The following is a 25,840-nucleotide window of genomic DNA, read 5'->3' on the forward strand; positions in this document are numbered from 1 at the left end:
CAGGCCGACTGGCCGGTGCGCTACGGCATCACCCCGCTGGTGCTGGAGACGTTCGTCGACGAGGCGCAGTATGCCGGCACGGTCTACAAGGCGGCCAATTGGCAGCGCCTGGGGGAGACGAGCGGACGCGGTCGCCAGGATCGGGCCAATACCGCAGCCTGTGGGACCAAGGCGGTCTATGTGCTGGCGCTCACGCGCGACTGGCGCGTGCCGCTGTGTCGGCGCCCGGCGCCGGTGCTGCGCCTGGCGCCACCGGCGGCGCCGACGGCCTCTTGGGCGGAGCAGGAATTCGGCCGGGCGGACTTCCCCGATGCACGGTTGCGCCCGCGCCTGATCGGCTTGGCCGAGGCGTTCGGCGCCCATCCCACCGCCACCCTCGCCACGGCGTTGGATGGCGCCCCCCATCAGGTCAAAGCGGCGTATCGATTTCTGCACCATCCTCAAGTGGACCTCCAGACCCTCCTGCATCCCCATTATGAAGCCACCGCGGCGCGCATCGCCGCGCAGCCGCTGGTGCTGGTCGCCCAGGACACCACCAGTCTGAATTATGATGCCCATGCCGCCACGACCGGCCTGGGGCCGATCAACACCCGCCGCGACGGTGCCCAAGGGCTGAAGCTACACGACAGCCTGGCGCTCACCCCCGAAGGCATCCCGCTGGGATTGGTCGACATCCAGGTCTGGGCGCGCGAGGCGCACGCGCGCACCACCGCCAAGGCGCGCAAGGCGCGACCCATCGCCGAGAAGGAAAGCCAGCGCTGGCTCACCAGCTTCGCGCGCACCGCCGCGGTCCAGGCGCTGTGTCCGCAGACCCGTCTGGTCAACCTCGCCGATCGCGAGGCGGACATCTTTGAGCTGTTTCAGGCCGCCAGCACGGACCCGGCCGGGACGCATCTGCTGGTGCGTGCCAGTCGCACCACCCAACGCCAGGTCGACGCCGAGGACGAGGACGAGATCCAGCCGCTGTGGGAGGTCATGCCCCGCCAACCGGTGCTCGGCGGCTGCACCCTGCACATCCCCGGGCGCGGCGGCCGACCGGCGCGCACCGCGACGCTGGAACTGCGTGCCACCGCGATTGACCTGCAACCACCCAAGCGGCTCAAGGGCGCAGCGCCACTGAGGCTGTGGGCCGTTGATGCCCGAGAGATCAACCCGCCGGATGACCAGGAGCCGATCGAGTGGCTGTTGCTCACCACGGTGCCGACCACGACCCTGGAGGAGGCGCTCGAGCGCCTGGGCTGGTATGCCGCGCGCTGGAACATCGAGGTGTTTCACCGCACCCTCAAAAGCGGCTGCCGCATCGAGGACCGTCGCCTCGGCGATGCCGACAGCCTGCAGGCGTGCCTAGCGATCGATCTGGTCGTCGCCTGGCGGGTGATGGATCTGGCCAAGCGCGGGCGCGAAACCCCGGACATCCCCTGCACGGTGTTCTTCGAGGAGGCCGAGTGGCAGGCCCTGGCCTGTTATCACCAGCGCTCACCCATCCCACCGCAGACCCCGCCGACCCTTGGCGAGGCGATGCGCATGGTCGCCCAGCTCGGCGGCTTTCTCGGGCGCCGAGGCGACGGCGACCCCGGCGCCACCGTCCTGTGGCGTGGTCTGAACCGCCTCACCGATATCACCGAGACCTTCGCCATCTTCTACCCCTCGATCCCGGCTGGACCCTGAGGACTGTGTCCAGTGTGGGTAAAAGATAGCTTCGAGACCCATACCCGCTCCCGCACCCTGGCGGCACCGACCGCGGACGATCGGGTCATCTTCGACACGGCGTGGGACCTGTACCGAGCCGACACGCATTCAGGTCGCGCGGTGCGGCTGATCGGTCTGGGTCTCTCCGGCTGGACTCCGGTGCACGTGCAGCCGGATCTGTTCGCGGACATGGAGAGCCGCGAGCAGGATCCTGCGGATGATCGCCTCGACGCGACGCTCGATGCAATCCGACGTCGGTTCGGCAGGCACTGCATTCAGCGTGGGCTTTCTCGGCGGCCGTAGCGATGCAGCGACCCCGTCGTTGACAAGAGGCTTCTCCCGATTGGTTCGACGCGGATGCCGACCGCTTGTAAAGGCGCTTCTCGCCAACACCCTCGCCACTGTCCACCTCGGCACCGAAGACCCAGACCGCTTGGACACGGTAGGAAAAGCCGTCATGAGCACCGCGACGTATACATTGGTCGAGCGCAAGGGCCATTGGCTCACCGGCTGTCTGAGGGACTTTCGCGAGGACCGGCTCGGCTTCCTCGCCGACGAGCGGTGCGAATGGCGACGACCTCCTGACCATAATGGTGCACATGACCGACGCCGAAACCGGCGCGCGCCTATCCGACGAGGAGATCCGCGCGGAGGTGCTCACACTCTATCTCGCCGGTGACGACACCACGGCCCTGACGCTCACTTACGTGTGGTATCACATGGCGCGCCAGCCGGAGATCGCGGCGCGTTTCCACGCGGAGATCGATGCGGTCTTGGGCGGGCGACCTCCCGGGTTCGATAACCTGGACGCTCTGCCGTACACCCGGATGGTCTTCAAGGAGGCACTCCGGCTCTACCCGGCTGCCTATCTGTTGATGCGAGCCGCCGCCGAGCCACTCGTCATCGGCGGGCACCGCATTGCGGCGAACAGCGTCCTGATGACGAGCCCCTACGCCATGCATCGTCACCCCGAGCTCCGGGAGGATCCGGAATGCTTCGATCCCGAGCGCTTTGCCGAGAACACCGAGCGCTGCTGGCACACGTTCAAGTATTTCCCCTTCGGCGGCGGCCCACACATCTGTATCGGCAACCAGTTCGCGCTCGTCGAAGGCCCGCTCATCCTGGCGACCATCGGGCAGCGCTACCGGTTCGAGCTCCTGCATCCGGGGCAGCCACTGGAGCTGGAGCCTCGGATCACGCTCGGTCCCAAAGGCGGTATGCCGCTTCGCCTGCACCGGCGCGCGCCGGCCCGCGAGGCGGCCTGATATGCGCCACTCCCCGGCGCGCGCAACCCGGAAGGCAGCGCCTGTAGTCCTCCAAGTCAGTGCTTTCTCCGACGCCTGAGCCCGATCGCGCTAGAGCCGCTTGCACGGCGTCTCGTCGAGCGTTGCGCGCAGAATCTCCCGCTCCAGGGCCGCGGAAGGATGCCAGAATCCCCCGCGCGCGACGAAACGGCTGCCGGCGTCAACAACGCCTTTCTCCGAGTCCACCATTCGAGGCACCACGGGATCTATGGCCAGTTCCGCCAACGCCGCGTTCCGGCGTATGAACGCGTCGCGGTCCAACCGCCCTTCGGCATCGAACCCGAGCATTTCGTAGACGAGCCGGACGACGGCGTAGGGTGCCCGATCACGCACCTCCACGATCACCTCGGCCATCCGCACGCGCTGGCCCGCGAAGCGCTCCAGTCGGTGGCTCTCGGGGTCATCGACCATGCGGGAGAACTTCGCGCTGGCCAGTCGGTACAGGGTGTCGTCCGGTCCGAGGATGTAGATGCGGGTCGAGTAGCTCACGGTGACATTCTTTATCAGGCCCAAGGGTCCGTCCTTAGCGTACCGCACCGGTCGCCAAGGCATCCGTGCGCCGTCGCATGGGTAGACCTCACTACAGGCGTGTTACCACCCTCGGAGCACTGGATGCTGGTCCGGCTGGAACAGCGAGGATCGTCCCACACCTGACCAGGAAAGGGGCATCGTGCTGACGATCAATCCAGAGCTGCTGCCACCGCTGGAGCACCCGTTCACCTGACGCCCTTCAGCGGCTGTGGTGGTACGACCTCGACGGGTTTTCGCTTGGGATCTCGCGCAACCGCCGGTGCGGCTCGCAACCCCACGTCCGCAGAGGCAAGCCAAGTAGAAGCCCCGCCGCCTCCCCCCGCCGACCGCCGGCAGTCGGCCAGGAGCCGTCTCCAATCATCCGGAAGCGAGTGACTCTTGGATCCTGATACCGGTCACCCGCAGTCCAGCAACCCACGGACTGGTCGCGACGCATACCAGACATATCCGAATGCCCCCCAGCTTGCCCTTCTAGAGGGGGTTACAGGATTGCGAATAGGATGACTAGGCGTGAGTTAGATTGAAAATCTCTTTTACTTGTCATTGCAGAACACCATCCTCTGCCCCGGTATTCGTTCCGTATTCGTGCAGGGCGCTTGTCAACTGGCTCGTTGACACCGATTTCGGGCACAGCTTATCGATCGAGCCGTACACGAAGCCGCCGCGCGCGCTCGCGGAAGGCTGCTTCGCCACCCTCCAGGATTTCGCAGACGGCCTTGCGGATCGAGGAGTTTTCCAATCCACCCGCCATGTAGCTGATCGGCGGCAGGCCTCCTGACGGGGACGGGCCGGCTACCGCCACGATAATTTGATCTCCGTCGGTGTTGATGACGAGGTTGGCGTTGTGCGTCACCATGATCACTTGCCGTTTCGCCTTTGCGGCGATGAAGAGCTCGACCAACTCGTCAAAGACAGACTTCGGATCGAGGTTTTCCTCGGGCTGGTCGATGATCAGAGGCCGATCATCTGAATCGTCGAGTGCAAGATAGAGCAGCAGCAGGACGATGCCTCGCGTGCCGGGCGACAGCTTGCGGATGTCGTTGCCTTCGTAAGAGATCTCATACCGAACGGTGATGTAGTCGGTGCCGAAAAGCCAGTGTGCGAACTGCTTCGACCACGCCCGGAATTCGGCTTGCTGCGTCGGTGCATACGGCGCATGGGACAGCAGATCCGCCAGATATTTGGCTATGAAGGCTGTCATGGCGGCTTGAACCTCGGTCGCCGAGCCTTTTTCCCACGCAGGTTTGAGCGCCTTGATCGCGGTGGCAATCAACGAGCCGCGGCCGTGGAAAGGTCCGGTCTTGCGCCGGTCGAGAAGTTCCTCCTCGGCAAACGAACCCCACGTTTGGACGTCGGCGATCCTGCGAACCGAGAAGCTGAGCTTCTTCAGCGTGCCCGATGACGCTGCAAGTCGCGCCATCAGCGGCGCGTAGAGACCGGCCAGCGCGTCCTGCTCGTTGATGATTGCGTCGAAGAGGCGCCTATAGGTGTCATCGCGCTCTGTTTGAAGATCCTTCCGGCGCGCCGCAGCGCCTTGCGCATCGGTGAGCCGAGTTTCAAGGGTCTGGAGCGCGGAGTTCTCCTGCGCGATTCGGCCGGTCAGTGCTACATATTGGTCGCGGACGAGTTTGTCGGCGCTGAACAGCGCTTCGAGGCGAGTCATTTCAGCGGCGATAGGCGCGAGCTGAAGTGTCGAGACATCAGAGTCGTCGGGGATCAGTGCGACGTTCGGATCGCCGGGCGGCGGCGAAACGCCGCTCAGCTTGCAGACCTCACCATCCGCCCACGCGATGTAGCCCGCCAGGTTTTTGTCGACTTCGCCTTTGTATACAAGCAGGAATTCGTCCCACTGCTGGGGACTCAAACCGCTATTGCCATGTCGCGCCTGGGTCTGTCGGAGCAGCTCCGGGGCGCCCGTAGCGCGCATGCTGCGAACCTCGTCCTGCAGTGCAACGAAGGTGCGGCGCCGATTCCCGAAGGCCTGAATTCTGCCGCGAAGCTTCTGCGCCGCCTCGCTGAGTTGGGTATGTCGGGCCACCTGTGCCTCGGTACCCTTGACGACGAGCTTCGCGCGGTCGGCGGTGTAACCCGTGATCAGCTTCTTCTTTTGCGCAACCTGGGGGGCGAGGCTGGCGACAAGGCTTTCTTTTTCGAACTCGATGGCGATGCGGTCCGAGATTTCGGAGATCGCCTCAGCTTCGCGCTCGCGCGCCTGCCGGAACCGTGAGGTCTGCTGTTCACGCAGCTCGGCGAAATCGAGCGCCCATTCGCGATCATCCTGAGAATGGGACTCGAAGATCACGCGCTCTATCTCGTCAACTAGGCCATCGGAGACGCCTTTCGCCGAGCAAAGCTCCTCGACGAACTGCTGAGAAAGATACCGGGCGCGCGGAAACGACATATGCCCGTTGGCGTCCCTGCCATCAAGGGCGCGCGCGACCGTGGCACCGCCGCCCCAGGTCAGTGTCGTTGTCGCATCGCCGATAAGCCCGCGCGCCCGAGCCAGGAAGGATGGGCTGATGTTCTCGTCCGCTTCCCAGCCGACGGGCGTGATCGCGTCGCAGCCGGCGGCGATCACGTCGGCCAGAGCCGTCTTTCCCGATCCCCGCGCGCCGATGATGGCGACAAGGCCGGGGTTGAGAGGGATGTCGGGCGTGGTGACCCAATCAGCATCGTCGATCCGGACGTGCGAGATGACCTGCGACGGCATCGCCGAGCGTGGCGGCTCCTCGCCAACAAAAGCGCGACCCTCTGGGTCGATGCATGCTTGGCGGAGGGCATCGAACTCTAGTGCGCCCTTGATCCACGAGAAGCGATTGTCGACAGGCTGGCCCACGGACTTCAGGTCATGGGAGTCGCTGCCGTGGAGACAGGGCTTGCACCCGTCATATCGCGCGCGCAGGCCATCGATCGTCAGGTCGCGCTGGCCGATCCAGAATTCGCGCTGCGCCGGACTGCTCGAGAAAATGATGTGGGCGAACTTCTCGATCTCCTGGCGGACCGTGGCGTCGGCGGCCTGGCGGACGCCTGACGTGCCATCTCCGGCGGCGCCGGCGACGGCGATCAGGATGTTCTTCTTCGCCCATTCATTTTCGTGTATGACCTTGCGCAGTTGGTCGAAGTCGACTTTGAACTGCGTCGCACCGTGTCGGAGCGCAGCACTTTCATCGGTGATTGTCGGGGCGGCACGCTTGCCCAGCTTGATCAGCTCCTCACGCGCGCAGTCGAAGCAGTCGTTGAATGCCCGAAACTGCAGGCGTTTCAGGATGCGCTTCACCTCGGACAGGTGATCGGGATCTTCGGGGCTGACCAGCAGGTGGACGTTCACGAAGCCAGACTTCGCGGCCACTGCGAGGCGCAGCTCGATGTTCGGGAAGAGCAGCATCACGCCGGGCAACCGGCCGGCGGCTTTATGCTTGAGGAATTCCTCGTAGGTATCGGTCACGTAATAGTCGGTGACGGCGATCGCCTCGATTTGGGGCGTCAAACCTTCCAGCGTCGCAAGGTAGCACTCCCAGGGATCTGCGCTACCGAACTGATTGTTGAGGATGGTGCCGGGCGCATGGATATGCGGCTCCCATCGGTGCCATTCCGACCCGCGACTGATCATACGCATGCATCGGCTCTCGGTTTGCTGTTGTCCACCGCTCTTCTTATCTTCCTGCAGCCCTAACATGTTCGAGATTATGTGAGGACCCTCATGCGCTTGACTGCGCACAGCCTTGTGTACGCACGGCCTTAATGAACCCAAATCGCCCGTTTTGGAACTAGGCGGCCGAGCTAAGCGATCGACGCGTGGCCTTGCCGCATTTCTTATGCTGAGTCCCGCGACGCCTCGCGACCGTATATTTGTCTCGGACGGGTGTCGACGTTTGCGGACACTTCAGTGTGCTGATTGGCGTTCCGTGTGCAGCAATGACGATAGCGCGATCTCATCTTCGACGAAAGATGGAGCGTATAGGGTGGCGCAGGAGGCGGAAGAATCTCGAGGGCAAACGCGCTCCTTGAGGGTCGCGAACCCAACGCTGAGCAGCCAGCGCCGATAGGGTGCGGGTCACCGCTCCCGGCCGAGCCCGTCCGGTTAGCCGTCGTAGTCGAGTGACCGGTCATGGGGCCTTGCCGTCGCCCACAGCGGCGACTCGACTGACAGCACTCAAGGGACGATCGGCTGCGCGAGGGCCATCACGGCGGCGCACGTGCGCTGCAGGATCTGCCCTTGAACATCGACAACGGGCGTGCGTGGACAGTGGAGACGGTGCAGGTCTGCGGGCTGTCGGACGAGGACCAGGATGCGGCGCTCTCGATGCGCATGGACGACCCGATCCACGCAAAGGGCAACGAGGCTTTCATGGCGCGGTGCCGGGAGATCGCGGCGGCGCGACTCGGTCAACCGCAAGCCGTTGGGGGTTGATGTGGGCGAACAGTCGGAGCTTGTGGGTGGAACCCTCGGGGAGAGAGCAGGGTCATCCGATCACGAGCGCTCCATACGGCGCGACATCGCATTGGCCCGTCGCGGCGCGACAGCGGGCGACGGCGGGCCTTTCGGTGCCGTCATCGTGCTGGGCGGGGACATCATCGGGGAAGGCTGGAATCGGGTCATCGCCACCCGGGACCCAACGGCGCATGGCGAGATGGTCGCGATCCGCGACGCGTGCCGGCGGATCGGGAACATCAGCCTGCAGGAGTGCGTGCTCTACACCAGCGACCAGCCCTGTCCGATGTGCCTCGGCGCGAACTACCGGGCGCGGATCGAGCGGGTGTTCTATGGGTTCAGCATCCAGGATGCGGCCGGCATCGGCTTCGATGACCCGTTCATCTACGAGCAGTTGTCAAGGCCGGCGGATGAGCGCGCGATCCCCGAGATTCCGCTGTTGAGGGCAGATGCACTCGATTTACTCGAAGCCTTCGCCGCCGTCCAGGGGCGGGTGCGTTACTGAACTTGGCGTTCTGCGCGCACCGCCGGTTGACCGGGCGGTCGGAGATGCTCGCAGGGGCTATCCTGCGTGCACGGGGCAGCGAGCGACGCGCCGGACGATCCCGTACGGTGACGACTGCGCCCGAACTTGGCACCTTTCGGCTCGATACGAGAACTCGACCATGACCGACCACCCCGATGCGCGGCAGCTCGAGCTGGTCAGTCACGCCATCCTGGCGCCCTCCAGTCACAACACCCAATGCTGGCTGTTCCGCTTGGGTCCGGATCACATCGAGATCCCGATGCGGGCGGATCGGTTGCTAACCCTCCCCGCCGATCCTCATGCAGCACCCGTCGGCAGGAGAAAGTTGACCGCCTCATCGGCGCCGACCACACGCGGCACCTCATCGGCACCCTCCTTCAGCGAGACACCCGAGAGCCCACGACGACGCGATTCCTCCAACAGATAGCGCAGCTTGTGAGCCGCCGTCGCATGACTCAGCCCGGCCACACGGACATTAGACAGACAGTTGCGATCCGCATCCGTCTTGCCGACCCGCGGTCCATGGGTCAGATAAACCCCCAGGCTATCCGGTGAGCTGAGCCCGGGCCGCTCCCCGATCAGCATGACCAGGATCTCGGCCTTCAGTTTCTCGCCGATCTCGTCGCCGATCGCCACCCGGCCCTGCGCGACGATCGGAACGGGGCCAACCCGCCAGCCCGCGCTCGAGAGCTCGGGAAGGATACAATCCAGCAAAGGAATGGCATTCTCGTGAATCGCGCGCGCCGAGAGGCCATCGGCGATCACGAAGACGATATCCACTCCTGCCTCGAGCGCGCCCGCACGATCCGCCAACAACGCCTGCGAGCTGTCGTTCAGCCGTCGTCCAAGGTCCGGGCGCTTCAGATAGATGAGGCGATCCGGGGCCGCACTGTGAAGACGTACGCTTTCCAGCCCACGCGCGTCGAGTTGCGCCGCGATCGCATCGGCGTCCAACGGCAGGTGAACGGCATCCCGAGCCTGCGCATGCGCCAACTGGAAGGCGAGGTGCGCCTCCGTGGGCAGGCTGCACCCGGCGCGGCCTAGCGCGATCCGTGCATCGGTGAACCGGCGCAGCGACGACCAGGGATTCGCAACGACGGGATTGGTGCGATCGCTCATGGAGCTGCCTGCTGCAACCGAGACAGGGCCCGATGGAAGGGGTCGGGTAGCCGGTCGGAAACGATCAACCGATTCGTAGCGTCGAAGATCCCCATCTCGCCGAGCCACGACTCGAACTCGGGCGCAGGCCGCAACCCAAGCACCTCCCGGACATAGAGCGCATCGTGAAACGATGTGGTCTGGTAGTTGAGCATGATGTCGTCCGAGCCCGGGATACCCATGATGTAGTTGCAGCCGGCCACACCCAGCAAGGTCAGCAAGACGTCCATATCGTCTTGGTCGGCCTCGGCATGGTTGGTATAGCAGACGTCGCAGCCCATCGGCACCCCCAGCAGTTTGCCGCAGAAATGATCCTCCAAACCGGCGCGAATGATCTGCTTGCCGTTGAAAAGATACTCGGGACCGATGAAACCGACGACCGTGTTAACCAACAGTGGGTCGAGCTTTCGCGCCAGCCCATAGGCACGGGCCTCCAGTGTCTGTTGATCGACCCCGTGGTGCGCATTGGCGGACAGGGCGCTGCCCTGCCCCGTCTCGAAATACATCACATGCTCGCCGACCGTACCGCGCTTGAGCGACAGGGCCGCCTCGCGCGCCTCGATCAAAAGATCCAGCGTGACGCCAAAGCTCGCGTTCGCCCCCTGCGTGCCCGCGATGGACTGGAACACCAGATCCAGCGGGGCGCCTTGCTCGATCACCTGAATCTGAGTCGTGACGTGGGTCAGAACACAGGACTGAGTGGGAATCCGATAGTGACCGATGATGTCGTCGAGCATGCGCAAAAGGGTCGTCACGGCACCCGGATTGTCGCTCGCCGGATTGATCCCGATGACCGCATCCCCGTTCCCGTAAAGCAGCCCGTCGAGGATCGCCGCCGCAATCCCGGTCGGATCGTCGGTGGGGTGATTCGGCTGCAGGCGCGTCGCCATCCGTCCCGGAAGGCCGAGCGTACTGCGAAAGGCCGTCACCACCCGACACTTGCGGGCGACCAGGACCAGATCCTGAACCCGCATGATCTTGCAGACCGCCGCGACCATCTCCGGGGTCAGACCCGGTGCCAAGGCGGATAAGACCGCCGTGTCGGCCTGCTCGGACAGGAGCCAATTGCGAAAATCGCCGACGGTCAGATGCGCGACCCTGGCGAAGGCGGCGGCATCATGATCGTCGATGATGAGCCGCGTGACCTCGTCGTCCTCGTAAGGGACCACGGCCTCGGTCAAGAAGACCCGCAAGGGTAGATCCGCCAAGGCCGATTGCGCCGCAACGCGTTCCGCGTCGGTGGCCGCGATGACCCCGGCCAAGGCATCGCCCGAGCGTGCCGGGGATGCCTTGGCCATCAGGTCACGCAGATCCTCGAAGCGGTAGGTCGTACCGCCGATGCTGTAACGATAGGTGGACATCGGATGTCGGCGGCGCGTCAGGCCATGCCGCCCAACTCGGCTTCGGCCCGCTTGATCACCTCGAACTCCTCCTCCGGCGCCTGTGCCACCAAATGGTGGCGACTGTAGAAGAAGAAGTAGGCCGCCATCAGGGCATAGAAGATGGCCGCATAGAGCACCACCATCGGATCGACCAGGAAGCCGGCGACGAAGGCGACACAGGCGAGAACCAGGGCGATCCCGGAGGTCACCACACCGCCGGGCGTACGATACGGCCGCTCCAGATCGGGCTCGCGCCGACGCAGGACGATATGCGAGGCCGTCATGAGGATGTAGGAGATGGTGGCGCCGAACACGGCCATCAGGATCAGCAGGTCGCCTTCACCGGTGAGAGACAGCGCGAAACCCAGCGTGCCGGGCACGACAAGCGCAATCCATGGGGTCTTGCGCGAGCCGGTGAGGGACAGAAAACGCGGGAGGTAGCCGGCGCGGGACAAGGCGAACACCTGTCGCGAGTAGGCGAAGATGATGGAGAAGAAGCTCGCGACCAGCCCGGCGAGACCGACCAGGTTGACGAATCCGCTGACCCAGGTCCGTCCGCCGTACGCAGCCTCGGACTCCAGCGCCGCGACCAAGGGATCCCCAGACGCCATGATGGTTGCCGAGCCCGCACCTCCCGGACCGACGACCAGGATGAGGGCGGCAAACAGGAGCAGGATCAGCATGCCGACAATCAGCCCCTTGGGGAGATTTTTCTTCGGATCCTGCGCCTCTTCCGCCGCCAACGGCACCCCTTCGATGGCGAGGAAGAACCAGATCGCAAAGGGGATCGCCGCCCAGATGCCCAGATAGCCGAACGGCAGGAAGGCGCTCGCGCCGACGGCATCGGTCGGCGGAATATCGAACAGATTGGCCACGCTGAAGTGCGGGATCATTGCGATCACGAAGACCAGCAGCGCAGTGGCGGCCACGGCCGTAATCACGAACATGAGCTTGAGCGCCTCGCCCACCCCGTACAGGTGGATGCCGACGAAGACGACATAGAAGGCCAGATACACCGGCCAGCCTCCGAACCCGATCAGGGACTGGGTGTAGGCCCCGATGAAGACCGCGATGGCCGCGGGCGCGACCGCATACTCCAGCAGGATCGCCGTGCCGGTGAGGAATCCGCCGACCGGCCCAAAGGCACGGCGCGCGAAGCCGTAGCCGCCGCCGGCGGTCGGAATCATCGACGACAGCTCGGCAAGCGAGAAGACCATCGCGGTATACATGGTCGCCATCAGAATGGTCGCAATCAGCAGGCCGCCCCAGCCGCCCTGCCCCAGTCCGAAATTCCAACCGGCGAAATCACCCGAGATGACGTAGGCCACACCCAGCCCTGCGAGCAGGATCCAACCCGCCGCGCCCTGTCTCAACTGCCGATGCTCGAAGTATGACGAATCGACCTTCTCGTAGTCGGCCCCATGGACATGAATAGCGGCTTCTTCAGACACGTGCAATACCCCGCAGAGCGACGACAGCGTAGAGGAAATGATCGTTACGGTCTCGGGGTTGAACGGAGACGGGCCGAGGCGCGGTGTCTCGACATGCGCGTTCCCCAAAGTATCGACAGCTGCAACCTGACAATGCAGCGGAAGATTGATCCAGGGCAATCCGCTCCAAATCGGTGCCGATATCCTGGGTCGGCACAAGCGCTTCCGGCACGACCGCGGCCATCTCCGCTCGGTTTGCCGAGTCCGCAGGCAACGCTCAGCAGGATCGAGGCCAAGAATCGGCCGGACGGGCAAAGCAAGAAGGTCGAGTATCTGTCGATCCCCTCCAAGCGCGTGGTGCGCTTCTCGGTGGAGTCGGCAGGTATTTTGATCTGGAGGCCGAGCCCAAGCTCTGGACCTCGGGGATCTCTACCCCGGTTCAGAAGACCTTCAACACGGCGGTCAACACCATGATCTCCATTGCGCATCCGTTCTCGACGCAAGACGCCGAGCGCTATGTTGGATCCCGAGTCGAGGCGATGCAGCTGGGGCACGGCGCGGCGTTCACATTGCGCACGCACGGCCCGAAAGCATTCGTCGGATTCGCCGAGCTCCGGGATGTCGGGAGGGACGCAGGCGTCGCGATCCGGGCTCTCGCTCATGTCCGCCGGCAAGAGCATCGGGAATGCTCTCGCGAAACCCCGCCGAAACGGGTGCGGATGACGACCACACGCGCATCGACGCGGTGCCGCTCCGCGCTCAGCGCACGGAAACCGTCAACGCGAATGGCTCATCGCTGATGGAGCGCATGAGTTGGCCGACATCAATCCGATAGGTTTTCTTCTCGGTCGTGAAGCTGTATTGGTCCCGCCCATCGAGTTTGCACCTCGTCGGGGAATATCAGGTGGGCGACGTCGCGCTCCACTCTTGCGGTCTTGCAGGCAAGGTTCATCAATTCGACATGGTTGGAGTCGCGCAGGACAGTCTGGCTGAAGCGTGCCACCGGGCCGAATGCGCTGGCCAGGTCGATCTCCTGGAACGCGCCGGGACCGAGCACCTGGGTATTGACCTGCCCAGTCAGCGCGAGAATCGGTGCGCGGTCGACCTTGGCGTCCCATAGCCCGGTGAGCATATTCGTGGCGTCCGGCCCGGCAATGCTCATAGACGCAGCCGGCTTGCCGCACAGCTTGGCATCGCCGGACGCGGCGAACGCGGCGGCACCCTCGTGCCGTATGCCGATGGACTTCAGGTTCCCCTGCTCCTCCTGCAGCCTCAGCGCATCGGCCAAGCCGAGATTCGAGTGGTGTGGACAGGCGTTGTCGAGTGCCCCGATCTCGCCGCGATGACAGGTCAGGGCGATGATTTGTGTCCCGGCCTGCACCGCACGAACTTCGCCGTCCTGCAACGCGTCCGCTTCTGCAACCTTGTACCAAACCTCCTTCGTGCCCTCCTGCGCTTCGAGGTCTTCTTCAGTCATTCGACTGTGCGAGCCGTCGCACAGCGGTGGGTTGGCGCTGCGTTTGCCGAGGCAGAAAAAATACTTTCCGGCTTTCTCAGCAGTAAACCCGACCGGCTCGAAGGGAAGTCCGTACCCTGGTGTGAGCCGTCACAGAACGGTTGATTCTTGGACCGCCCGCAGCTGCGCTACCAAACGGTCTCGCCCGCCTTCAGCTCCACCGCCATAGGCTTGGTGTCGGCGATATCGGGTTTGCTCATCGATCTTTTCCGTCCAGCTGTAATCCGGAAAACGGAACACCGGAGATCTTTGCCATCTCGCCACTCAAGGTCGCGAGCTCATCTCCGGAAAACTGCCGCAGATGCGCATGCCCACACGCCCGCGCCATCACCTTCATCAGTTCCACCGAGCTGGACAAGAAGCGTTGCAGTCGCACCGCGGATTGCTCGATATCGAGTCGCCGTCTCAACTCGGGCTTCTGGGTGGCAACGCCGGCGGGACAGTTGTTCGTATTGCAGATTCTCGCACCGACGCAGCCGATGGCCTGCATGGCACTGTTGGCGATGGCAACGCCATCGGCACCCAGCGCCATTGCCTTGACGAAGTCCGTCGGCACTCTGAGACCACCGGTGATGATCAAGGTGACCCGCCGCCCGACACCTTCCTGATCGAGATACCGTCTCGCACGGGCCAGCGCCGGGATTGTGGGCACGCTGATATGGTCGCGGAACATCAGCGGCGCGGCCCCTGTGCCGCCACCGCGCCCGTCGAGAATGATGTAGTCGGCACTCGCGCGGAGCGCAAACGCGATGTCCCGCTCGATGTGGTTGGCGCTCAGCTTGAACCCGATCGGTATGCCCCCGGTGATCTCGCGCACGCGATCGGCGAAGCGTTTGAAGTCCGCCGGAGTGACCAGGTCGGTGAAGGTGGGCGGCGAAATCGCCGGCGTTCCCTCCGGGATGCCCCTGACCTCCGAGATCTTTCCCCGGTTCTTGACTCCGGGCAGGTGACCACCGGTTCCCGTCTTCGCTCCCTGTCCCCCTTTGAAATGAAACGCCTGGACTTTCGGAAGGAGATCCTCGCTGTAGCCGAATTTCGCACTGGCCAGTTCATACAGATATCGGCTGTTGGCTTCCTGCTCCTCCGGGAGCATTCCGCCTTCGCCGGAGCAGATGCCGGTACCGGCCAGCTCAGCGCCCTTGGCCAGCGCGATCTTGGCTTCTTCCGAGAGGGCGCCGAAGCTCATGTCGGAGACGAGCAGCGGGATGTGCAATACCAACGGCTTTTCGGCTTCCGGGCCGATGACCATTTCGGTACCCACCGCCGTGTCTTCGGGGAGCGGCTTGCGGTCCAGCTGCGCCACCATGATCTGGATATCGTCCCAGTGCGGCAGTCGATCCCGCGGCACACCCATTGCGGCCATTGGTCCGTGATGGCCCATTGAGCTGAGCCCCTCGCTCGCCAATTGGTGGATGAACTCAAGGGTCGGCTCTTCTTCGGTGTTGCGGGCCGGGGGCTGGCCTTCTGACCTGGTCACCGTCCCCGGTCCCTCCTTGCCGACCTGACTGTTGGAAAAGCTGGTATGTGTGCCGTCGCAGAAAGGCGCATTGGCGGTGTGCTTGCACGCGCACAGGAACGCCTCCTGGTCTTCGTCGACGACGATGACGCGTGGGGTGAACGGGGTTCCTACGTGCGAGCCGTCGCAAAAGGGCTGGCTCAGCGACCGCCCACAGGTGCAGAAATGGTATTCCTGACCCTTTGCGAGCCGGACCTGGACGGGCTTGTTGTCTGCAATGACTGGTTTTGCCATGTTCGACGATCCATGCAGTTGTTGCGCTTCGGTGTTCGGTCTAAATCGGTCATCAGTCAAGGCAAGTCGAAAAGCAGTACCTCTGCAGCCTCGACCCCTTCGAAGCGCAGTACCGGCGGGTCCTCGATCGCCAGTCCGTCGCCTTGATTTAAGGTCTGGCCGTTCACGCTGATCTGTCCGCGCGCAACATGGATGTAGGCGCGTCGCCCGGTTTCCAGCGAGTGTTCCAGCACGTCGCCGGCTTCCAGAAGGGTGCCGTAGAGGAGCGCATCCTGGTGCGTGGCGATGGAACCGAAACGGCCGTCTGGCGACACGAACAGGACAAGGCGGCCGCGGCGTTGAGCGGCCGGAAAATGTTGCTGGTCATACTCGGGCTCGACACCGAGCTTATTGGGTTCCAGCCAGATCTGCAGGAAATGGACCGGCTCGACCTGGGAATGGTTGTATTCGCTATGCCTGACCCCTGTGCCCGCGCTCATTCGCTGCACATCGCCCGGTCGGATCACCGACCCGTTCCCCATGCTGTCCTTGTGCTCGAGCGCGCCCTCGAGCACGTAGCTGATGATCTCCATGTCGGTGTGGCCATGTGTCGCGAAGCCTCCGCCGGGGGCCACGGTGTCATCATTGATCACCCGCAGGTTGGAGAACCCCATATGCTTGGGGTCGTAGTAGCTTGCAAAAGAGAAGGTGTGGTAACTGTCGAGCCAGCCGTGATCGGCGTGGCCGCGTTCGGAAGCGTGTCGGATCGCAAACATGTCCAGCTCCTGAGTTTCGGGTTTCGCATCCAGCTAACACCTAGTATCGCGCTCGGATAGAATAAACAGGACTTTGCGTAATGGACCTTTACGCAGATTGAAAAAATGGCGGAAACACCGCGGCCGGTCGGACACCAAGCGCTGAATGATAGCGGGCACCCGCTCTAACTTTGCCGGCAATCTCGATGGATGAGCTCGAAGTTTTTGTGAACGTGGTCCAAAGTCAAGGGTTTAGCGCCGCCGCAAAGCGGCTGGAAACCACGCCGGCTGCCGTGAGCCGACGCATCAAGGCGCTCGAGGAACGCTTGGGTGTCAGGCTACTGCAACGGACCACCCGCAAGCTTCAGCTCACGGAAGCGGGTGAGCTGTATTTCCGTGAAATCAGCAGGCTCTTGGGCGACCTGAGGGCGGTTGAACATCAGCTCGAAACGGTGACGGCAGAGCCGACAGGCGAATTGCGGATCGTTGGGCCGATGTCGTTCGGACAGCGTCGACTCGCTCCGGTCGTGACGCGTTTCGCTTTGGGCCATCCCAAGCTTCGCGTGACTTTGAAGCTCGAGGATCGGGAAACGGACATTGTCAGCGAAGGATTTGACCTGGCCATACGGATCGCCTATCCCAGCGATTCATCCCTCGTGGCCCGGAGCATAGGGCGAATACCTCGATACCTCTGCGCGTCGCCGGAGTATCTGGCGAGGCGCGGTACGCCGCAAACGCCACGAGACCTGCTGCAGCATGATTGTCTTCACTACAACGTCATTTCCGAACGTGAGGAGTGGACCTTCGGCGGTCCACAAGGTGACGAAACGCTCGTGATCAAAGCCGCCTTTTGCTGCAACAACGGCGAGGTATTGGATGTTCGACGCGGGCGCGTACCTTGGCCTTGAGGGTCTCGGCACGCTCGGTCACGGCAACGTCATGTTGGTTGACACCGAGCCTGTCGTGCTCGCCCGTGCCCGGTCACCCGCGCAAACCGGTCGCACGAGTGCGGCGGGCTAGTGCCTGGAACTGGCCGACAACGTCCCTTCGGGACCGCAAGACCGAGCGGGCTCGACTAACCGCTGATGGGGCACAGCGATCGGTCGGCTGGCTCGGCTCGGTGGCCGGTCTGGTTCGCTCAGACCTTGCGAACACCCGTTAGGCGGTGTCGCATCGTGGGATAGATGGCCGATCGTGAGGTGGGCGAATTCTAGAAGTTCGTGACGAAATAGTTTTGGAAACAACACCCCGCTCTCCGCTTTCAATGCTCCCGAGACGATAGCGACTTACTGCCCGCCAGATTGGCGGCCAGCACATCAGCCTGCTCGGCTAATTTCTTCGCATTGGTCTTCTGCAACTGCGCCAAGTTGTGAAGCTTCCAACGGATGCCCGGTAGATGTTCGAGATGCGCGATGCCCAGCAGCGACCAGTCGGGCGTGCCGGCGACCAGCGACAGCAGGAAGCGTCGCTCGTTGTCATCCAGCCCCTGCTGGAGTTCGCGGACCATGCGCTCTTGCGCGGCGAGCAATGCATCGAGCGGCACCAGCTCGGCGGTCATGCCCGCGAAGTTGTGCGCGTAGTCTTGTCGGATGTCGCGCAACGGTGGAAACAGCACTTCATGCACCGGACGGTTGTGGCTCGCCAGGTAGACGACGAAGGCGCGCCGGATACCAGGCGTGATGCCCTCATGCGCGAAAAGCTGCATCATCCACGAACACCAACGGCGCAACCTGCGTCAGCAGGCGCGCGGTATCAAGATAGACCGGATTCATGATTTGAGCACCAAGATGCCGTCGGCCGATCGGGACACCCAGGGCCGGTCACTGCCCGTCGGCAGCTTGGCGGGATCGAGCTTGACGGCCCATGGCAGTGAGCCTTCGCGGCCGAGCTGAAGACAGAGCCGGACGGTCTTGACGCTCGTACAGTGCTGCAAAAGCTCTCGCAGCACGTCGGCGCGGAGGCTGTAGGCGCTTTCGACAAGTTCGCGGGCTTCCTGCAACGATTGGCGCACGCCGACTTCGCTCAACAGCTCCAGCAGCGCGCGTTCCGGCGCCGAAACCTGCGGCGCCCCGCTGCGCTTCTCGAAAGGGTCGACGTGCAGCAAGGCGTTCGGCTGCTCGTCGAAGAGGCGCTTGCGGTGATACTCGGCCGGAAAATGCTCGGTGAACCACTCCGGCAGGCGCGCTGCCATCCATCCGTACAGGTGCAGAATAGGTTGCTGCGACACGTACTGGCGCAGGCCATACCAGTCGAGTGCCGACCTGCCGCCGACATGTAAACCGTCGAATCTGCGTTGCAGCAGCAGCAGGCTGGGATTCAGGGCCAGGGTGTCGTTCGGGCGGCAGTAGACGCCGCGCGCCAGGCGCGTGAGCCAGCCCGCCCGGACGTAGTGAACGGCCAGGTCTGCTGAGATGCCCAGCGCCGCCAGGTCCTCCGAGGTCAGCGGCGTCCCCGGCGCCAGCCGGGTGTAGAGTTTATTTAACTTACTTGCACCAGTCGTAGTCATACTACGACTGATATAACTTTTTCAAAGGAACGTCAATTTGATTTGATTCTCCCAGTCGTAGCCAGACTACGACAACGACAATTTGTCTAAGCAACCCCAATCAACCGTTGGGTCATCCAGCGCGAGATGCCTCCGGCTAACCTCCCCCTTGCCTCTCGGAATCCTCCCGTGCGATGAACGCTTCCGGCATTCGAGGGATCAGCGTCATTGCATTGACCGGCTCGCCATATGTCCGCACCCGCAGCGCGGCGTAGCGGTCGAGGTCAGCTTTCAGGCTGACCGGGGCCAAGCGATCTAACGGGCGTCATCGCCGCGGCAGCGATCGAGGCCACGCGATCCGCCACGACAGGCGGTCGGAGCACGCGGGTGACGTGCATCATGCGCCCGTATAGAGCATTGCATGGCCGGTTTCTCCCGAAGTGAGCTCCGTGCGACAGCTTGAATCACCTCCCCGGAAAAGCTCCGCACGCACCCGATTCCGGACCGCATCAAGCGCCACCCTCGCTGCGCCGATATCTCGGCCAGGTGAAAGACACCAGGGCGGAGTCGCCTTTGCAGAGCCGGTCCATGATCCGCTCGCCGAGGTAACACTCCATCTCCTCGTCGGTCAGGTTGCCGATCAGGAGCGTGGCACGCAGGTTCGCATAGCGGGTATCGAGCACGTCGAACAGCATCGCGCGGCGTTTATCGTCGCTGCCGATCGTCAGTCCGACCTCGTCGAGCACCAGCAGGTCGGGGTCGGTCAGCATGGCCAGCGCCTCGCTTTCCGAGCACGCCGCCCGCGTCGCGTAGGTGTCGCGCACCGTGCGCAGCGCGGCCGGGACGGACATGAACAGCCCCGTGTGGCCGGCCCGGATCACGCTCGCGAGGATGGCACAGGCGAGATGGGTCTTGCCGGTGCCGGGACCGCCGAGCAGGAGCAGGCTGTCGCCGTGACAGACGCCGGCGGCAAAGCGCGCCGCGTAGCTGCGACAGATCCTCAAGGCCTGCTGCTGCTCCGGCGTCGTGGCCCGATAGCTCTCGAAGGTCTTCGCGCGAAAGCGCGGGGGGATTCCGCAGCGTCCGACGGCCGATTCGAGCCGGCGTTGCGCCTCGTCCCGGCGTGCGGCCAGGAGGTGTCGGATCTCGCGGCGTCCGTGCTCCGCCAGCTCCTCAAGCGACATCAGCCGGCAGCAGCCAGGGGATGCGATCGAGCGGTGTCGCTCCGCGGGCGTAGTCTTTGTCGGCGAGTCGTCCGGTCGGCTCATGCGGTGGCCTCTGCGTCGTGCGGGCCTGCAGGGTCTGTAGGCGCTGGATGAAGGTGGCGTCCCAACTCGTGCGGTGCGATCCGGTGTCGGACCAGTAGGCGACGAACTCCTCGACCTGTTCCTGGACCCAGTCGCGTGCGATGCCCTGCTTGGCGGCCCAACTCAGGACCCGCGCACCGGGACCCCAGTCGGGCGGAATCGGGCGCGCCGGATCGGGTCTGCGTTTCGGGGTCTGTCGCCCCCGGTCCAGGGGCGTGTCGCCCCCGGTTCGGGGATTCGGCCCCGTCGGGTCGAGCGGATCCACGACGATCGCACGTCCGTCGTCGAGGGGAATGGGTTCGGTCCCCCACGCTGTTTCCTCGTCGCGGATCGGCGCCTGCGCGGGGGATGCGCCAACCGCAAGGCTATAGAGGGTGCGCTGCGGCCGGCTGCGCGTGCGCTGGATCAGACCGCGCGCCTTGAGTGCCGCCAGAGCGCGCGTGACGGTGCGCCGGTCGACCTCGGCGCGCGCGGCCAGGCGCGACAACGATGGCCAGCAGCCACCCGCCTCGTCGGCATGTTCGGCCAACGCCAGCAGGACCAAGCGCTGTGCCGACGTCAGTCCGCGGCAGTCCCAGGCCCAATCGCGTGCCGCTCGGCTCATGTCGGGCGCGCCTGCTCAGGGCGGCGTTGCAGCAGATCCACGACCTGGACATCCAGAGAGCGGGCGATGCGGCGCAGACTGGCGAGGGTCGGGTTGGCGTCGCCGGTCTCGATGCGGCAGATCCAGGCTTGCGAGGTGCCGGCGCGCTTGGCCACCTCGGCTTGGGTCCGACCGGATCGCCTGCGCAGGTGACGGAGGTTTCCTCCGATGGTGCTGTTCATTCCGGGCTCCGAATCACTGTCTGTCATATCCCGGCCGGCGGATCGGACCGACCTGTGCATTGCCGCTGCCGACAGGGAACACGCGCCCGAGATCGTCACGCCGGCCGCGTGGCCGAAGCCTTGGCCGGTGCGGAAAGCGTCCTCGAACGCTGGACAGATGATAGGCCGATTGCCTGCGCGGCGAAGCCGCTCAAGATGACGCTTTTCGACGTCTTTCGCGTGTTTTGGGTTTTTTATCGGCCAACGGGAGCAATGTGGCGCAGCGCGTCGGGCCGGGGCGGCCCAGCACCCGCACAGACGTAGACGAATCGAGGGATGACGGCTAGCGCGGGCTTGGCGCTTTCCGCCGGTTCATGTGGTGGATGGACGGACGGCTCGATCGCCTGCGCAATCGCCGGAAGGTGTGCTCTGCCTATGTTGCGCGAAGTTGTGCGGTACCGTCGCGACCGGGTCGCATCGGCAATCGTCGCCCGACAGAGACGCGGCCGCTCGCGGACGAGCCGCCGTCCTCGAATCAGGACGATTCGAGCATCGTCGCGATCGTATAACTGATCAGACTCAAGATGAGCATAATGAATCCGATGGTCAAAATGATGTTGTCGGGCATGTCCGACAAGAACTCCACCAGGTAGAGCGGGGCAATGGCGGCAAACATCAGCACCGAGCCGAGCACCCGCAACAGGCTACGTTGCTGGCGGTGGCAGCGCGGGACCGCCGGCGGCGCAACGGCCATTGCGGGAAGATCGATTCGATGATCGGGATGCGCGTGTTCGAACGCGTTGTGGTTCTTGAGATTGATGCCGCCGATATCGATGCTCAACGACGGCATCGCCACGTACGACGGCCTCGGCTTGGGCACGCTGTCGCCCATGATCCCGCGAATTGTCGAACGGATTTCATCACTTTTGTCGAGCATCGAACAACCTCCGCTGTTCCGTGATCCGAAGTATGCAGCTGATATCAAGCACATCGGATCGTCGCCCGACGCATCGACCGCGTCAACGCAGAAACGCGTCGAGCGACCGTTACTCCGGGGCGGATGCGCTGATCCGTGCACTCGGTCACGTTCAGCTCGCCAGCCTGACGAGCTCCAACACCGGTGCCCTGCGGACGTCTTCGCTGCTGCGATAGAGGCTGTAGAGTGCCGCGACCAGCTTGGCCTTCTTCGCCGGCGTCAAGGTCGCGCCGATCTCCTCGAGTCCGCCTTCGACCGACTCGAGCAGGGTTTCCAGCAGATCCACGTCGACCGGACCCCGAACCATCGCGTCCGTGCCGTCCTCGGCGCGCCCCTGCCCGGTCGCCAGCCAGAGCAGGGACACACCCGCCACGCGGGCGATATCGACCAGCTTGTCCGCCCCGGGAACGCTCGCGCCCGCGAGGTACTTGCGGAAGATGCTCTCGGAAATCCCGCACTTTTGCGCGAAAGCATTCGTGGACAGCACGCCCTTGGCCCGCGCCAGGCGCGTCGCGAATCCGGCGGCATCCCAGAAGATTTCGCGCTTGAAATCAGAATCTTGCTTGTTTATCGCCATGGCCATACCACCCGAATCGAGCGCCGAGAAATCGCGTTATAGTGATCTTAACGTCGCTTATTGCGCTTTTTTATTTGACATTTTCGTTTTATACGCCCGATTATAGCACCGTCAACCTGTTTTTCTGCCGTGAGAACGAAGATGACGGACATACCCTCGACCAACGGCGCGGGACCGGGCCGCCCCGACCCTGCGCCCTACCTCGATTGCGAGGTCGATACCCTGAATCTGATGTGGCTGCTCGGTGCCCGCGAGCTGGCGCGTTCGGACGCCGAAAAGGCCGTCTTGATCTATGGTCTCGACCGGGAGGTGCTGGAGATCCTGCGGCACGCCTCGCTCGCGATGCTGCGCGAGCTGGCCGCTTCGGGCGTGCTGTTGTTTCGACCGCGCTTTCGCGTGTGCTGGCTGCAGGAACGTCTTCGCACGACCGGGCCGTCCGCACTCGGGTTGGGGCTGCAGGTGATTCTGCTCGCCGCCGAGGAGGTCGCGCAGCCATGAGACTTCGGCATCACGCCAGGACGCAGCTGGCGATCGCCTTGATCCGGCGCGGCATGCGCACCTCGCTTGTGGCGCGGATCAGCGGTCTGCGGCCGGCCGTGCTGCGCGAACTGCACCACGAGATCCACGGCTGCAAGCCTTTGCTCGGTCAGCTGCCGAGCACCGCCACTCTCCTCGGCACGGCGCGTCGCCAGGCCAACGCATCAGTGTTTACGGGCCTGTATCGCGCCTTCGGCGGGGCGGCGGTTCAGCGATGCATCGACATCGAGGCGCTGCTCACGGGGCACCACCTCTATCTGGAGCAGATGGTGCGGCTGGCGGCATCCGACACGCTGGGCCCACCCCTCGACATCAATCAAGGCTGGGTGATTGCCCGCGACCTGACCACGGGGCTCGTGCTCTTCCGCACCTGCGAGCGCTGCGCGATCCCCTACGTTGCAGGGGCGTTCTCGCGCCGGGCAGTCGACTGTCCAATCTGTGCGTTGAAGATTTCTCGGCCGTCGCGCGATGGGGCTGATCGCCGGCCACCCGACGAAGCCGTGCATTCACCTCCGGCCGGGAATCACAAGGATCACATCACGACAACAGATCCCTGACGTCGGCCCCCCGTTCACCCTGCAACCCGAGCGATCGCCTTTGAATCCATCTTGGCGCCCAGTCCAATCCCGGCGCGCCGAAGCGCCAATCGAACCGCTTACTTCATTTGGAGACGTTACATGCCGACCTCTGTGCTGCGCTTGCGAACCGTGCTCGAGCGCACCGGCTACAGCCGTTCCGTAGTGTATGCCCGCATCGCCGCCGGACTGTTTCCACGTCCGATCGCGCTCGGTGCACGCGCGGCCGCCTGGCCCGAGCATGACATCGAAGCGGTACTCGCCGCGCTGATCCGCGCCGTCACCGACGACGAGCTGCGCACCCTGGTCTCGGGCATCCATGCGCGACGATCGACCTTCGGTCTCCGTGCGGATGAACGCGCGCTCGCCGTCACCCAAGCCTGCGCCGAGACGCAAGCGCAGGCGTCACGCCGAGCAGGCTGACCCGGGCAGACGGGGCGATCGCGGAGCGGAGCCGCACCGGGGCTGCGCGATGAATGCCTTTGGAATGATCCGGCAGAACCAAGAGATGTTTCGCAGACGAGAGGACCAGGGATACATCAGGCTCGGCGCCGCTCTCGGCTCTTGCCCGGCCTTACGGCAGCGAAACCGGCGGCCTTCGCTGAAGGATCCGCCGAGATCGGTACGCAGGCCGGGGATGAGAATGGCGCGCTTCATCCGGAGTGTCGCGTACCGCTCGCGATTGGGTCCGGGTGCATCGTGCTGCGGGAGGAGCTCGCCCCTCGGCGACAGCCTGATTTTGCCCCAGGCCGCCCAGCGGGTCCCGCCTAAAACGACACTCCGTTGTTGATGCGCTGGATTCGACAGGACCCTCGAATGGCTTGACGGCGTGTCGGATGCGCTCAGCAGATTGCCTCCACTTCACCGACTCCGACTCCGGGATTGCGCCCCTTCGTCAGGTCGTCAACCCGATCGCACACACGCCTACAGGGGCCGCTCGGCTTCGCTCTGCTCTCCTCGCCTAGCAGCAAGCATCCACGGCAGCCCGAGAGCATGCCCTGGAGGCGACGTAATAGATCGACGCCGTTTCCGAATCGCAACGGGGGGCACTTAAAACGAACGCACCCGGGCGTTCGAACGATCGGATCGACCGAGGCAAGTGCCGACGAATCCTGTCGGCGAACTGCGGCGCCGGTTGACTTCGGGCATCCAACTGCGAGAGGCGCACAACTCAACCGTTGCGGACCCCGAGCGTCCCAAGGCGGCACCCCTGACGTCGGAACGGCATCTCCCGACACCTGAGCTCCGGAACGGGTCGCGGCCGCCGTATCCGGTCGCGCAGGGCGCGCGACGCATGATGTGCTCGGGATCGTACACGGATGGCCGCGCGGTCAGACTGACGCGTTAAGGGAAAGGTCGTCTCGGTGCCGCCCCAAACATCGGGGTCGATGCCGGGTCGCCGCGACGTGGGGGACGCGAGACGCGCTGCGGCAGCATCGCCGAGTGTTGGGGGCAAGCATGGCCGTTAGGCAGGCATCAGGCGAGGATCAGCCGGGTTCGGTATCCGAGATGCCCCCTGCACAACTCCACAGATAGAAAGTTTGGTTGGGGGCAATTTTGGGGGCAGAATACTTACCGCAGAGCTTACTGAATTCTATGTTATTGTTTTTATTTATATTTTTCAATGCTAGTGGCGGAGAGAGAGGGATTCGAACCCTCGATAGGGGATTAGCCTATACTCCCTTAGCAGGGGAGCGCCTTCAGCCACTCGGCCATCTCTCCGACGAACGCGTAGTTTATCCTGACAACGCGTCCTTGGCTACAGACTTAGTCTAGGCGAGTTCCCGGAGGAACGGCTCCGGCAATCGGACCCCCTTCAGCTTGCTCGCGTTTGATGCGCTCGTAAATCTCTTCACGATGCACCGCCACGTCGCGAGGTGCATTGACCCCGATCCGTACCTGGTTTCCTTTGACACCGAGGACAGTCACTGTGACCTCGTCACCAATCATGAGAGTTTCGCCAACCCGGCGAGTCAGAATCAACATCGCTTAATCTCCCTTACGTTCCCTTTTCCGATTGAATGATAGTACCCGAACCGTCAGCCAGACGTGTCGCGGATTGTTACTTGTGAAGGCAAAGCTGATTGCAAGTCGGGTATGAGAAACCAAGTCTCATTGCAGGATTTT

At 63.9% G+C, this 25,840-nt stretch carries 25 protein-coding genes, 1 tRNA gene and 2 pseudogenes; 9 read left to right on the top strand and 19 right to left on the bottom strand.

The genetic code is table 11. The features are described from left to right. The 3 genes from AADX97_RS06700 to AADX97_RS06710 form a co-directional block, all read left to right on the top strand. Positions 1-1,668, top strand: a 1,668-nt coding sequence (locus tag AADX97_RS06700; RefSeq protein WP_374233271.1) for an IS4 family transposase, incomplete at its 5' end; no start/stop codon positions are given. A gap of 12 nt (positions 1,669-1,680) precedes the next feature. Continuing rightward, positions 1,681-1,992 carry a hypothetical protein gene (locus AADX97_RS06705; RefSeq protein ID WP_374233270.1) on the top strand — a complete coding sequence of 104 codons (312 nt, stop codon included), beginning with the start codon at positions 1,681-1,683 and terminating at the stop codon, positions 1,990-1,992. A gap of 278 nt (positions 1,993-2,270) precedes the next feature. Continuing rightward, positions 2,271-2,954, top strand: a complete 684-nt coding sequence (locus AADX97_RS06710) for a cytochrome P450 (protein WP_374233280.1) — start codon at positions 2,271-2,273, stop codon at positions 2,952-2,954. A 90-nt stretch (positions 2,955-3,044) separates the two neighbouring features. On the opposite strand, the gene AADX97_RS06715 is transcribed toward AADX97_RS06710, so the two are convergent. Together AADX97_RS06715 and AADX97_RS06720 are read right to left on the bottom strand one after the other, a co-directional pair. After that, entirely contained in the window at positions 3,045-3,506 is a 462-nt protein-coding gene (locus AADX97_RS06715) for a hypothetical protein (RefSeq protein ID WP_374238592.1), read from the bottom strand. 652 nt (positions 3,507-4,158) lie between these two features. Further along, positions 4,159-7,140: a TrlF family AAA-like ATPase gene (locus tag AADX97_RS06720; RefSeq protein WP_374233268.1), complete on the bottom strand. Its 2,982-nt coding sequence runs from the start codon at positions 7,138-7,140 to the stop codon at positions 4,159-4,161. Positions 7,141-7,740: 600 nt separating this feature from the next. Between AADX97_RS06720 and AADX97_RS06725 the strand changes: the two genes are divergently transcribed. Next, positions 7,741-7,935, top strand: coding sequence for a hypothetical protein (locus tag AADX97_RS06725; RefSeq protein WP_374233267.1), 195 nt, complete (start codon positions 7,741-7,743; stop codon positions 7,933-7,935). A gap of 1 nt (position 7,936) precedes the next feature. Next, a complete protein-coding gene (locus AADX97_RS06730; protein ID WP_374233266.1) occupies positions 7,937-8,461 on the top strand; it encodes a nucleoside deaminase in 525 nt (174 codons plus the stop codon). A gap of 318 nt (positions 8,462-8,779) precedes the next feature. Here AADX97_RS06730 and eutC read toward each other — a convergent pair whose 3' ends face one another. The 7 genes and pseudogenes from eutC to AADX97_RS06765 form a co-directional block, all read right to left on the bottom strand. Continuing rightward, positions 8,780-9,601: an ethanolamine ammonia-lyase subunit EutC gene (gene eutC / locus AADX97_RS06735; RefSeq protein ID WP_374233265.1), complete on the bottom strand. Its 822-nt coding sequence runs from the start codon at positions 9,599-9,601 to the stop codon at positions 8,780-8,782. Continuing rightward, the gene (locus AADX97_RS06740) at positions 9,598-11,001 is read right to left on the bottom strand and encodes an ethanolamine ammonia-lyase subunit EutB (RefSeq protein ID WP_374233264.1); all 1,404 of its coding nucleotides are present in this window, start codon (positions 10,999-11,001) and stop codon (positions 9,598-9,600) included. Before AADX97_RS06740 ends, eutC begins: the two co-directional genes overlap by 4 nt. A 17-nt stretch (positions 11,002-11,018) precedes the next feature. Continuing rightward, a complete protein-coding gene (eat, locus tag AADX97_RS06745; RefSeq protein ID WP_374233263.1) occupies positions 11,019-12,473 on the bottom strand; it encodes an ethanolamine permease in 1,455 nt (484 codons plus the stop codon). An 802-nt stretch (positions 12,474-13,275) separates the two neighbouring features. Beyond that, a complete protein-coding gene (locus tag AADX97_RS06750; RefSeq protein ID WP_374233261.1) occupies positions 13,276-13,929 on the bottom strand; it encodes a thiamine pyrophosphate-binding protein in 654 nt (217 codons plus the stop codon). After that, a pseudogene (locus tag AADX97_RS06755) lies at positions 13,926-14,090 on the bottom strand (CDGSH iron-sulfur domain-containing protein); the annotation flags it as partial. The gene AADX97_RS06750 and the pseudogene AADX97_RS06755, both read right to left, overlap by 4 nt. Before the next feature lie 74 nt (positions 14,091-14,164). Continuing rightward, entirely contained in the window at positions 14,165-15,718 is a 1,554-nt protein-coding gene (locus AADX97_RS06760; RefSeq protein WP_374233260.1) for a glutamate synthase-related protein, read from the bottom strand. 56 nt (positions 15,719-15,774) lie between these two features. Then, positions 15,775-16,473, bottom strand: a complete 699-nt coding sequence (locus tag AADX97_RS06765) for a pirin family protein (RefSeq protein WP_374233259.1) — start codon at positions 16,471-16,473, stop codon at positions 15,775-15,777. A gap of 185 nt (positions 16,474-16,658) precedes the next feature. On the opposite strand from AADX97_RS06765, the gene AADX97_RS06770 reads away from it, so the two are divergent. Further along, positions 16,659-17,360, top strand: coding sequence for a LysR family transcriptional regulator (locus AADX97_RS06770; protein WP_374233257.1), 702 nt, complete (start codon positions 16,659-16,661; stop codon positions 17,358-17,360). A gap of 353 nt (positions 17,361-17,713) precedes the next feature. On the opposite strand, the gene AADX97_RS06775 is transcribed toward AADX97_RS06770, so the two are convergent. From AADX97_RS06775 to AADX97_RS06810, 8 genes and pseudogenes are all read right to left on the bottom strand, one after another. Beyond that, entirely contained in the window at positions 17,714-18,160 is a 447-nt protein-coding gene (locus AADX97_RS06775) for a hypothetical protein (RefSeq protein WP_374233256.1), read from the bottom strand. Positions 18,161-18,220: 60 nt separating this feature from the next. Then, a complete protein-coding gene (locus AADX97_RS06780; RefSeq protein WP_374233255.1) occupies positions 18,221-18,958 on the bottom strand; it encodes a type IV toxin-antitoxin system AbiEi family antitoxin domain-containing protein in 738 nt (245 codons plus the stop codon). A gap of 136 nt (positions 18,959-19,094) precedes the next feature. Beyond that, a pseudogene (locus tag AADX97_RS06785) lies at positions 19,095-19,241 on the bottom strand (DUF2274 domain-containing protein); the annotation flags it as partial. A 205-nt stretch (positions 19,242-19,446) separates the two neighbouring features. Continuing rightward, positions 19,447-20,121, bottom strand: coding sequence for an ATP-binding protein (locus AADX97_RS06790; protein ID WP_374233254.1), 675 nt, complete (start codon positions 20,119-20,121; stop codon positions 19,447-19,449). Then, a complete protein-coding gene (locus AADX97_RS06795; protein ID WP_374233253.1) occupies positions 20,111-20,848 on the bottom strand; it encodes a DnaT-like ssDNA-binding domain-containing protein in 738 nt (245 codons plus the stop codon). Before AADX97_RS06795 ends, AADX97_RS06790 begins: the two co-directional genes overlap by 11 nt. Then, positions 20,845-21,069, bottom strand: coding sequence for a helix-turn-helix domain-containing protein (locus AADX97_RS06800; protein WP_374233252.1), 225 nt, complete (start codon positions 21,067-21,069; stop codon positions 20,845-20,847). Before AADX97_RS06800 ends, AADX97_RS06795 begins: the two co-directional genes overlap by 4 nt. Positions 21,070-21,583: 514 nt before the next feature. Beyond that, entirely contained in the window at positions 21,584-21,985 is a 402-nt protein-coding gene (locus AADX97_RS06805) for a hypothetical protein (protein WP_374233251.1), read from the bottom strand. 151 nt (positions 21,986-22,136) lie between these two features. Beyond that, on the bottom strand, positions 22,137-22,601 hold the full coding sequence (locus tag AADX97_RS06810) for a helix-turn-helix domain-containing protein (protein ID WP_374233250.1): 465 nt from the start codon (positions 22,599-22,601) through the stop codon (positions 22,137-22,139). Positions 22,602-22,742: 141 nt separating this feature from the next. Here AADX97_RS06810 and AADX97_RS06815 point away from each other — a divergent pair, with 141 nt between their 5' ends. The 3 genes from AADX97_RS06815 to AADX97_RS06825 all read left to right on the top strand — a co-directional run bounded on the left by AADX97_RS06815 (position 22,743) and on the right by AADX97_RS06825 (position 24,136). Then, positions 22,743-23,099 (top strand): flagellar transcriptional regulator FlhD, encoded by a 357-nt coding sequence (locus AADX97_RS06815; RefSeq protein WP_374233249.1) that lies wholly within the window; start codon positions 22,743-22,745, stop codon positions 23,097-23,099. After that, the gene (locus tag AADX97_RS06820; protein WP_374233248.1) at positions 23,096-23,695 is read left to right on the top strand and encodes a FlhC family transcriptional regulator; all 600 of its coding nucleotides are present in this window, start codon (positions 23,096-23,098) and stop codon (positions 23,693-23,695) included. Before AADX97_RS06815 ends, AADX97_RS06820 begins: the two co-directional genes overlap by 4 nt. Before the next feature lie 120 nt (positions 23,696-23,815). After that, on the top strand, positions 23,816-24,136 hold the full coding sequence (locus tag AADX97_RS06825; protein WP_374233247.1) for a helix-turn-helix transcriptional regulator: 321 nt from the start codon (positions 23,816-23,818) through the stop codon (positions 24,134-24,136). Positions 24,137-25,344: 1,208 nt separating this feature from the next. On the opposite strand, the gene AADX97_RS06830 is transcribed toward AADX97_RS06825, so the two are convergent. Continuing rightward, positions 25,345-25,435: transfer RNA gene (locus AADX97_RS06830), tRNA-Ser, on the bottom strand. A 45-nt stretch (positions 25,436-25,480) separates the two neighbouring features. Continuing rightward, positions 25,481-25,699, bottom strand: coding sequence for a carbon storage regulator CsrA (csrA, locus tag AADX97_RS06835; protein WP_007192647.1), 219 nt, complete (start codon positions 25,697-25,699; stop codon positions 25,481-25,483). Positions 25,700-25,840 lie beyond the last annotated feature (141 nt).

The organism is Thiocapsa sp. C2-2m (assembly GCF_041903745.1).
Taxonomy (GTDB): Bacteria; Pseudomonadota; Gammaproteobacteria; order Chromatiales; family Chromatiaceae; genus Thiocapsa; species Thiocapsa roseilacustris.

Coding starts and splice junctions, on each gene's coding strand:
- AADX97_RS06720 (WP_374233268.1), bottom strand. CDS start 7,140: ATGCGTATGATCAGTCGCGGGTCGGAATGGCACCGATGGGAGCCGCAT.
- eutC (WP_374233265.1), bottom strand. CDS start 9,601: ATGAGCGATCGCACCAATCCCGTCGTTGCGAATCCCTGGTCGTCGCTG.
- AADX97_RS06740 (WP_374233264.1), bottom strand. CDS start 11,001: ATGTCCACCTATCGTTACAGCATCGGCGGTACGACCTACCGCTTCGAG.
- AADX97_RS06750 (WP_374233261.1), bottom strand. CDS start 13,929: ATGACTGAAGAAGACCTCGAAGCGCAGGAGGGCACGAAGGAGGTTTGG.
- AADX97_RS06760 (WP_374233260.1), bottom strand. CDS start 15,718: ATGGCAAAACCAGTCATTGCAGACAACAAGCCCGTCCAGGTCCGGCTC.
- AADX97_RS06765 (WP_374233259.1), bottom strand. CDS start 16,473: ATGTTTGCGATCCGACACGCTTCCGAACGCGGCCACGCCGATCACGGC.
- AADX97_RS06770 (WP_374233257.1), top strand. CDS start 16,659: ATGGATGAGCTCGAAGTTTTTGTGAACGTGGTCCAAAGTCAAGGGTTT.
- AADX97_RS06775 (WP_374233256.1), bottom strand. CDS start 18,160: ATGATGCAGCTTTTCGCGCATGAGGGCATCACGCCTGGTATCCGGCGC.
- AADX97_RS06780 (WP_374233255.1), bottom strand. CDS start 18,958: ATGACTACGACTGGTGCAAGTAAGTTAAATAAACTCTACACCCGGCTG.
- AADX97_RS06790 (WP_374233254.1), bottom strand. CDS start 20,121: ATGTCGCTTGAGGAGCTGGCGGAGCACGGACGCCGCGAGATCCGACAC.
- AADX97_RS06795 (WP_374233253.1), bottom strand. CDS start 20,848: ATGAGCCGAGCGGCACGCGATTGGGCCTGGGACTGCCGCGGACTGACG.
- AADX97_RS06800 (WP_374233252.1), bottom strand. CDS start 21,069: ATGAACAGCACCATCGGAGGAAACCTCCGTCACCTGCGCAGGCGATCC.
- AADX97_RS06805 (WP_374233251.1), bottom strand. CDS start 21,985: ATGCTCGACAAAAGTGATGAAATCCGTTCGACAATTCGCGGGATCATG.
- AADX97_RS06810 (WP_374233250.1), bottom strand. CDS start 22,601: ATGGCGATAAACAAGCAAGATTCTGATTTCAAGCGCGAAATCTTCTGG.
- AADX97_RS06815 (WP_374233249.1), top strand. CDS start 22,743: ATGACGGACATACCCTCGACCAACGGCGCGGGACCGGGCCGCCCCGAC.
- AADX97_RS06820 (WP_374233248.1), top strand. CDS start 23,096: ATGAGACTTCGGCATCACGCCAGGACGCAGCTGGCGATCGCCTTGATC.
- AADX97_RS06825 (WP_374233247.1), top strand. CDS start 23,816: ATGCCGACCTCTGTGCTGCGCTTGCGAACCGTGCTCGAGCGCACCGGC.
- csrA (WP_007192647.1), bottom strand. CDS start 25,699: ATGTTGATTCTGACTCGCCGGGTTGGCGAAACTCTCATGATTGGTGAC.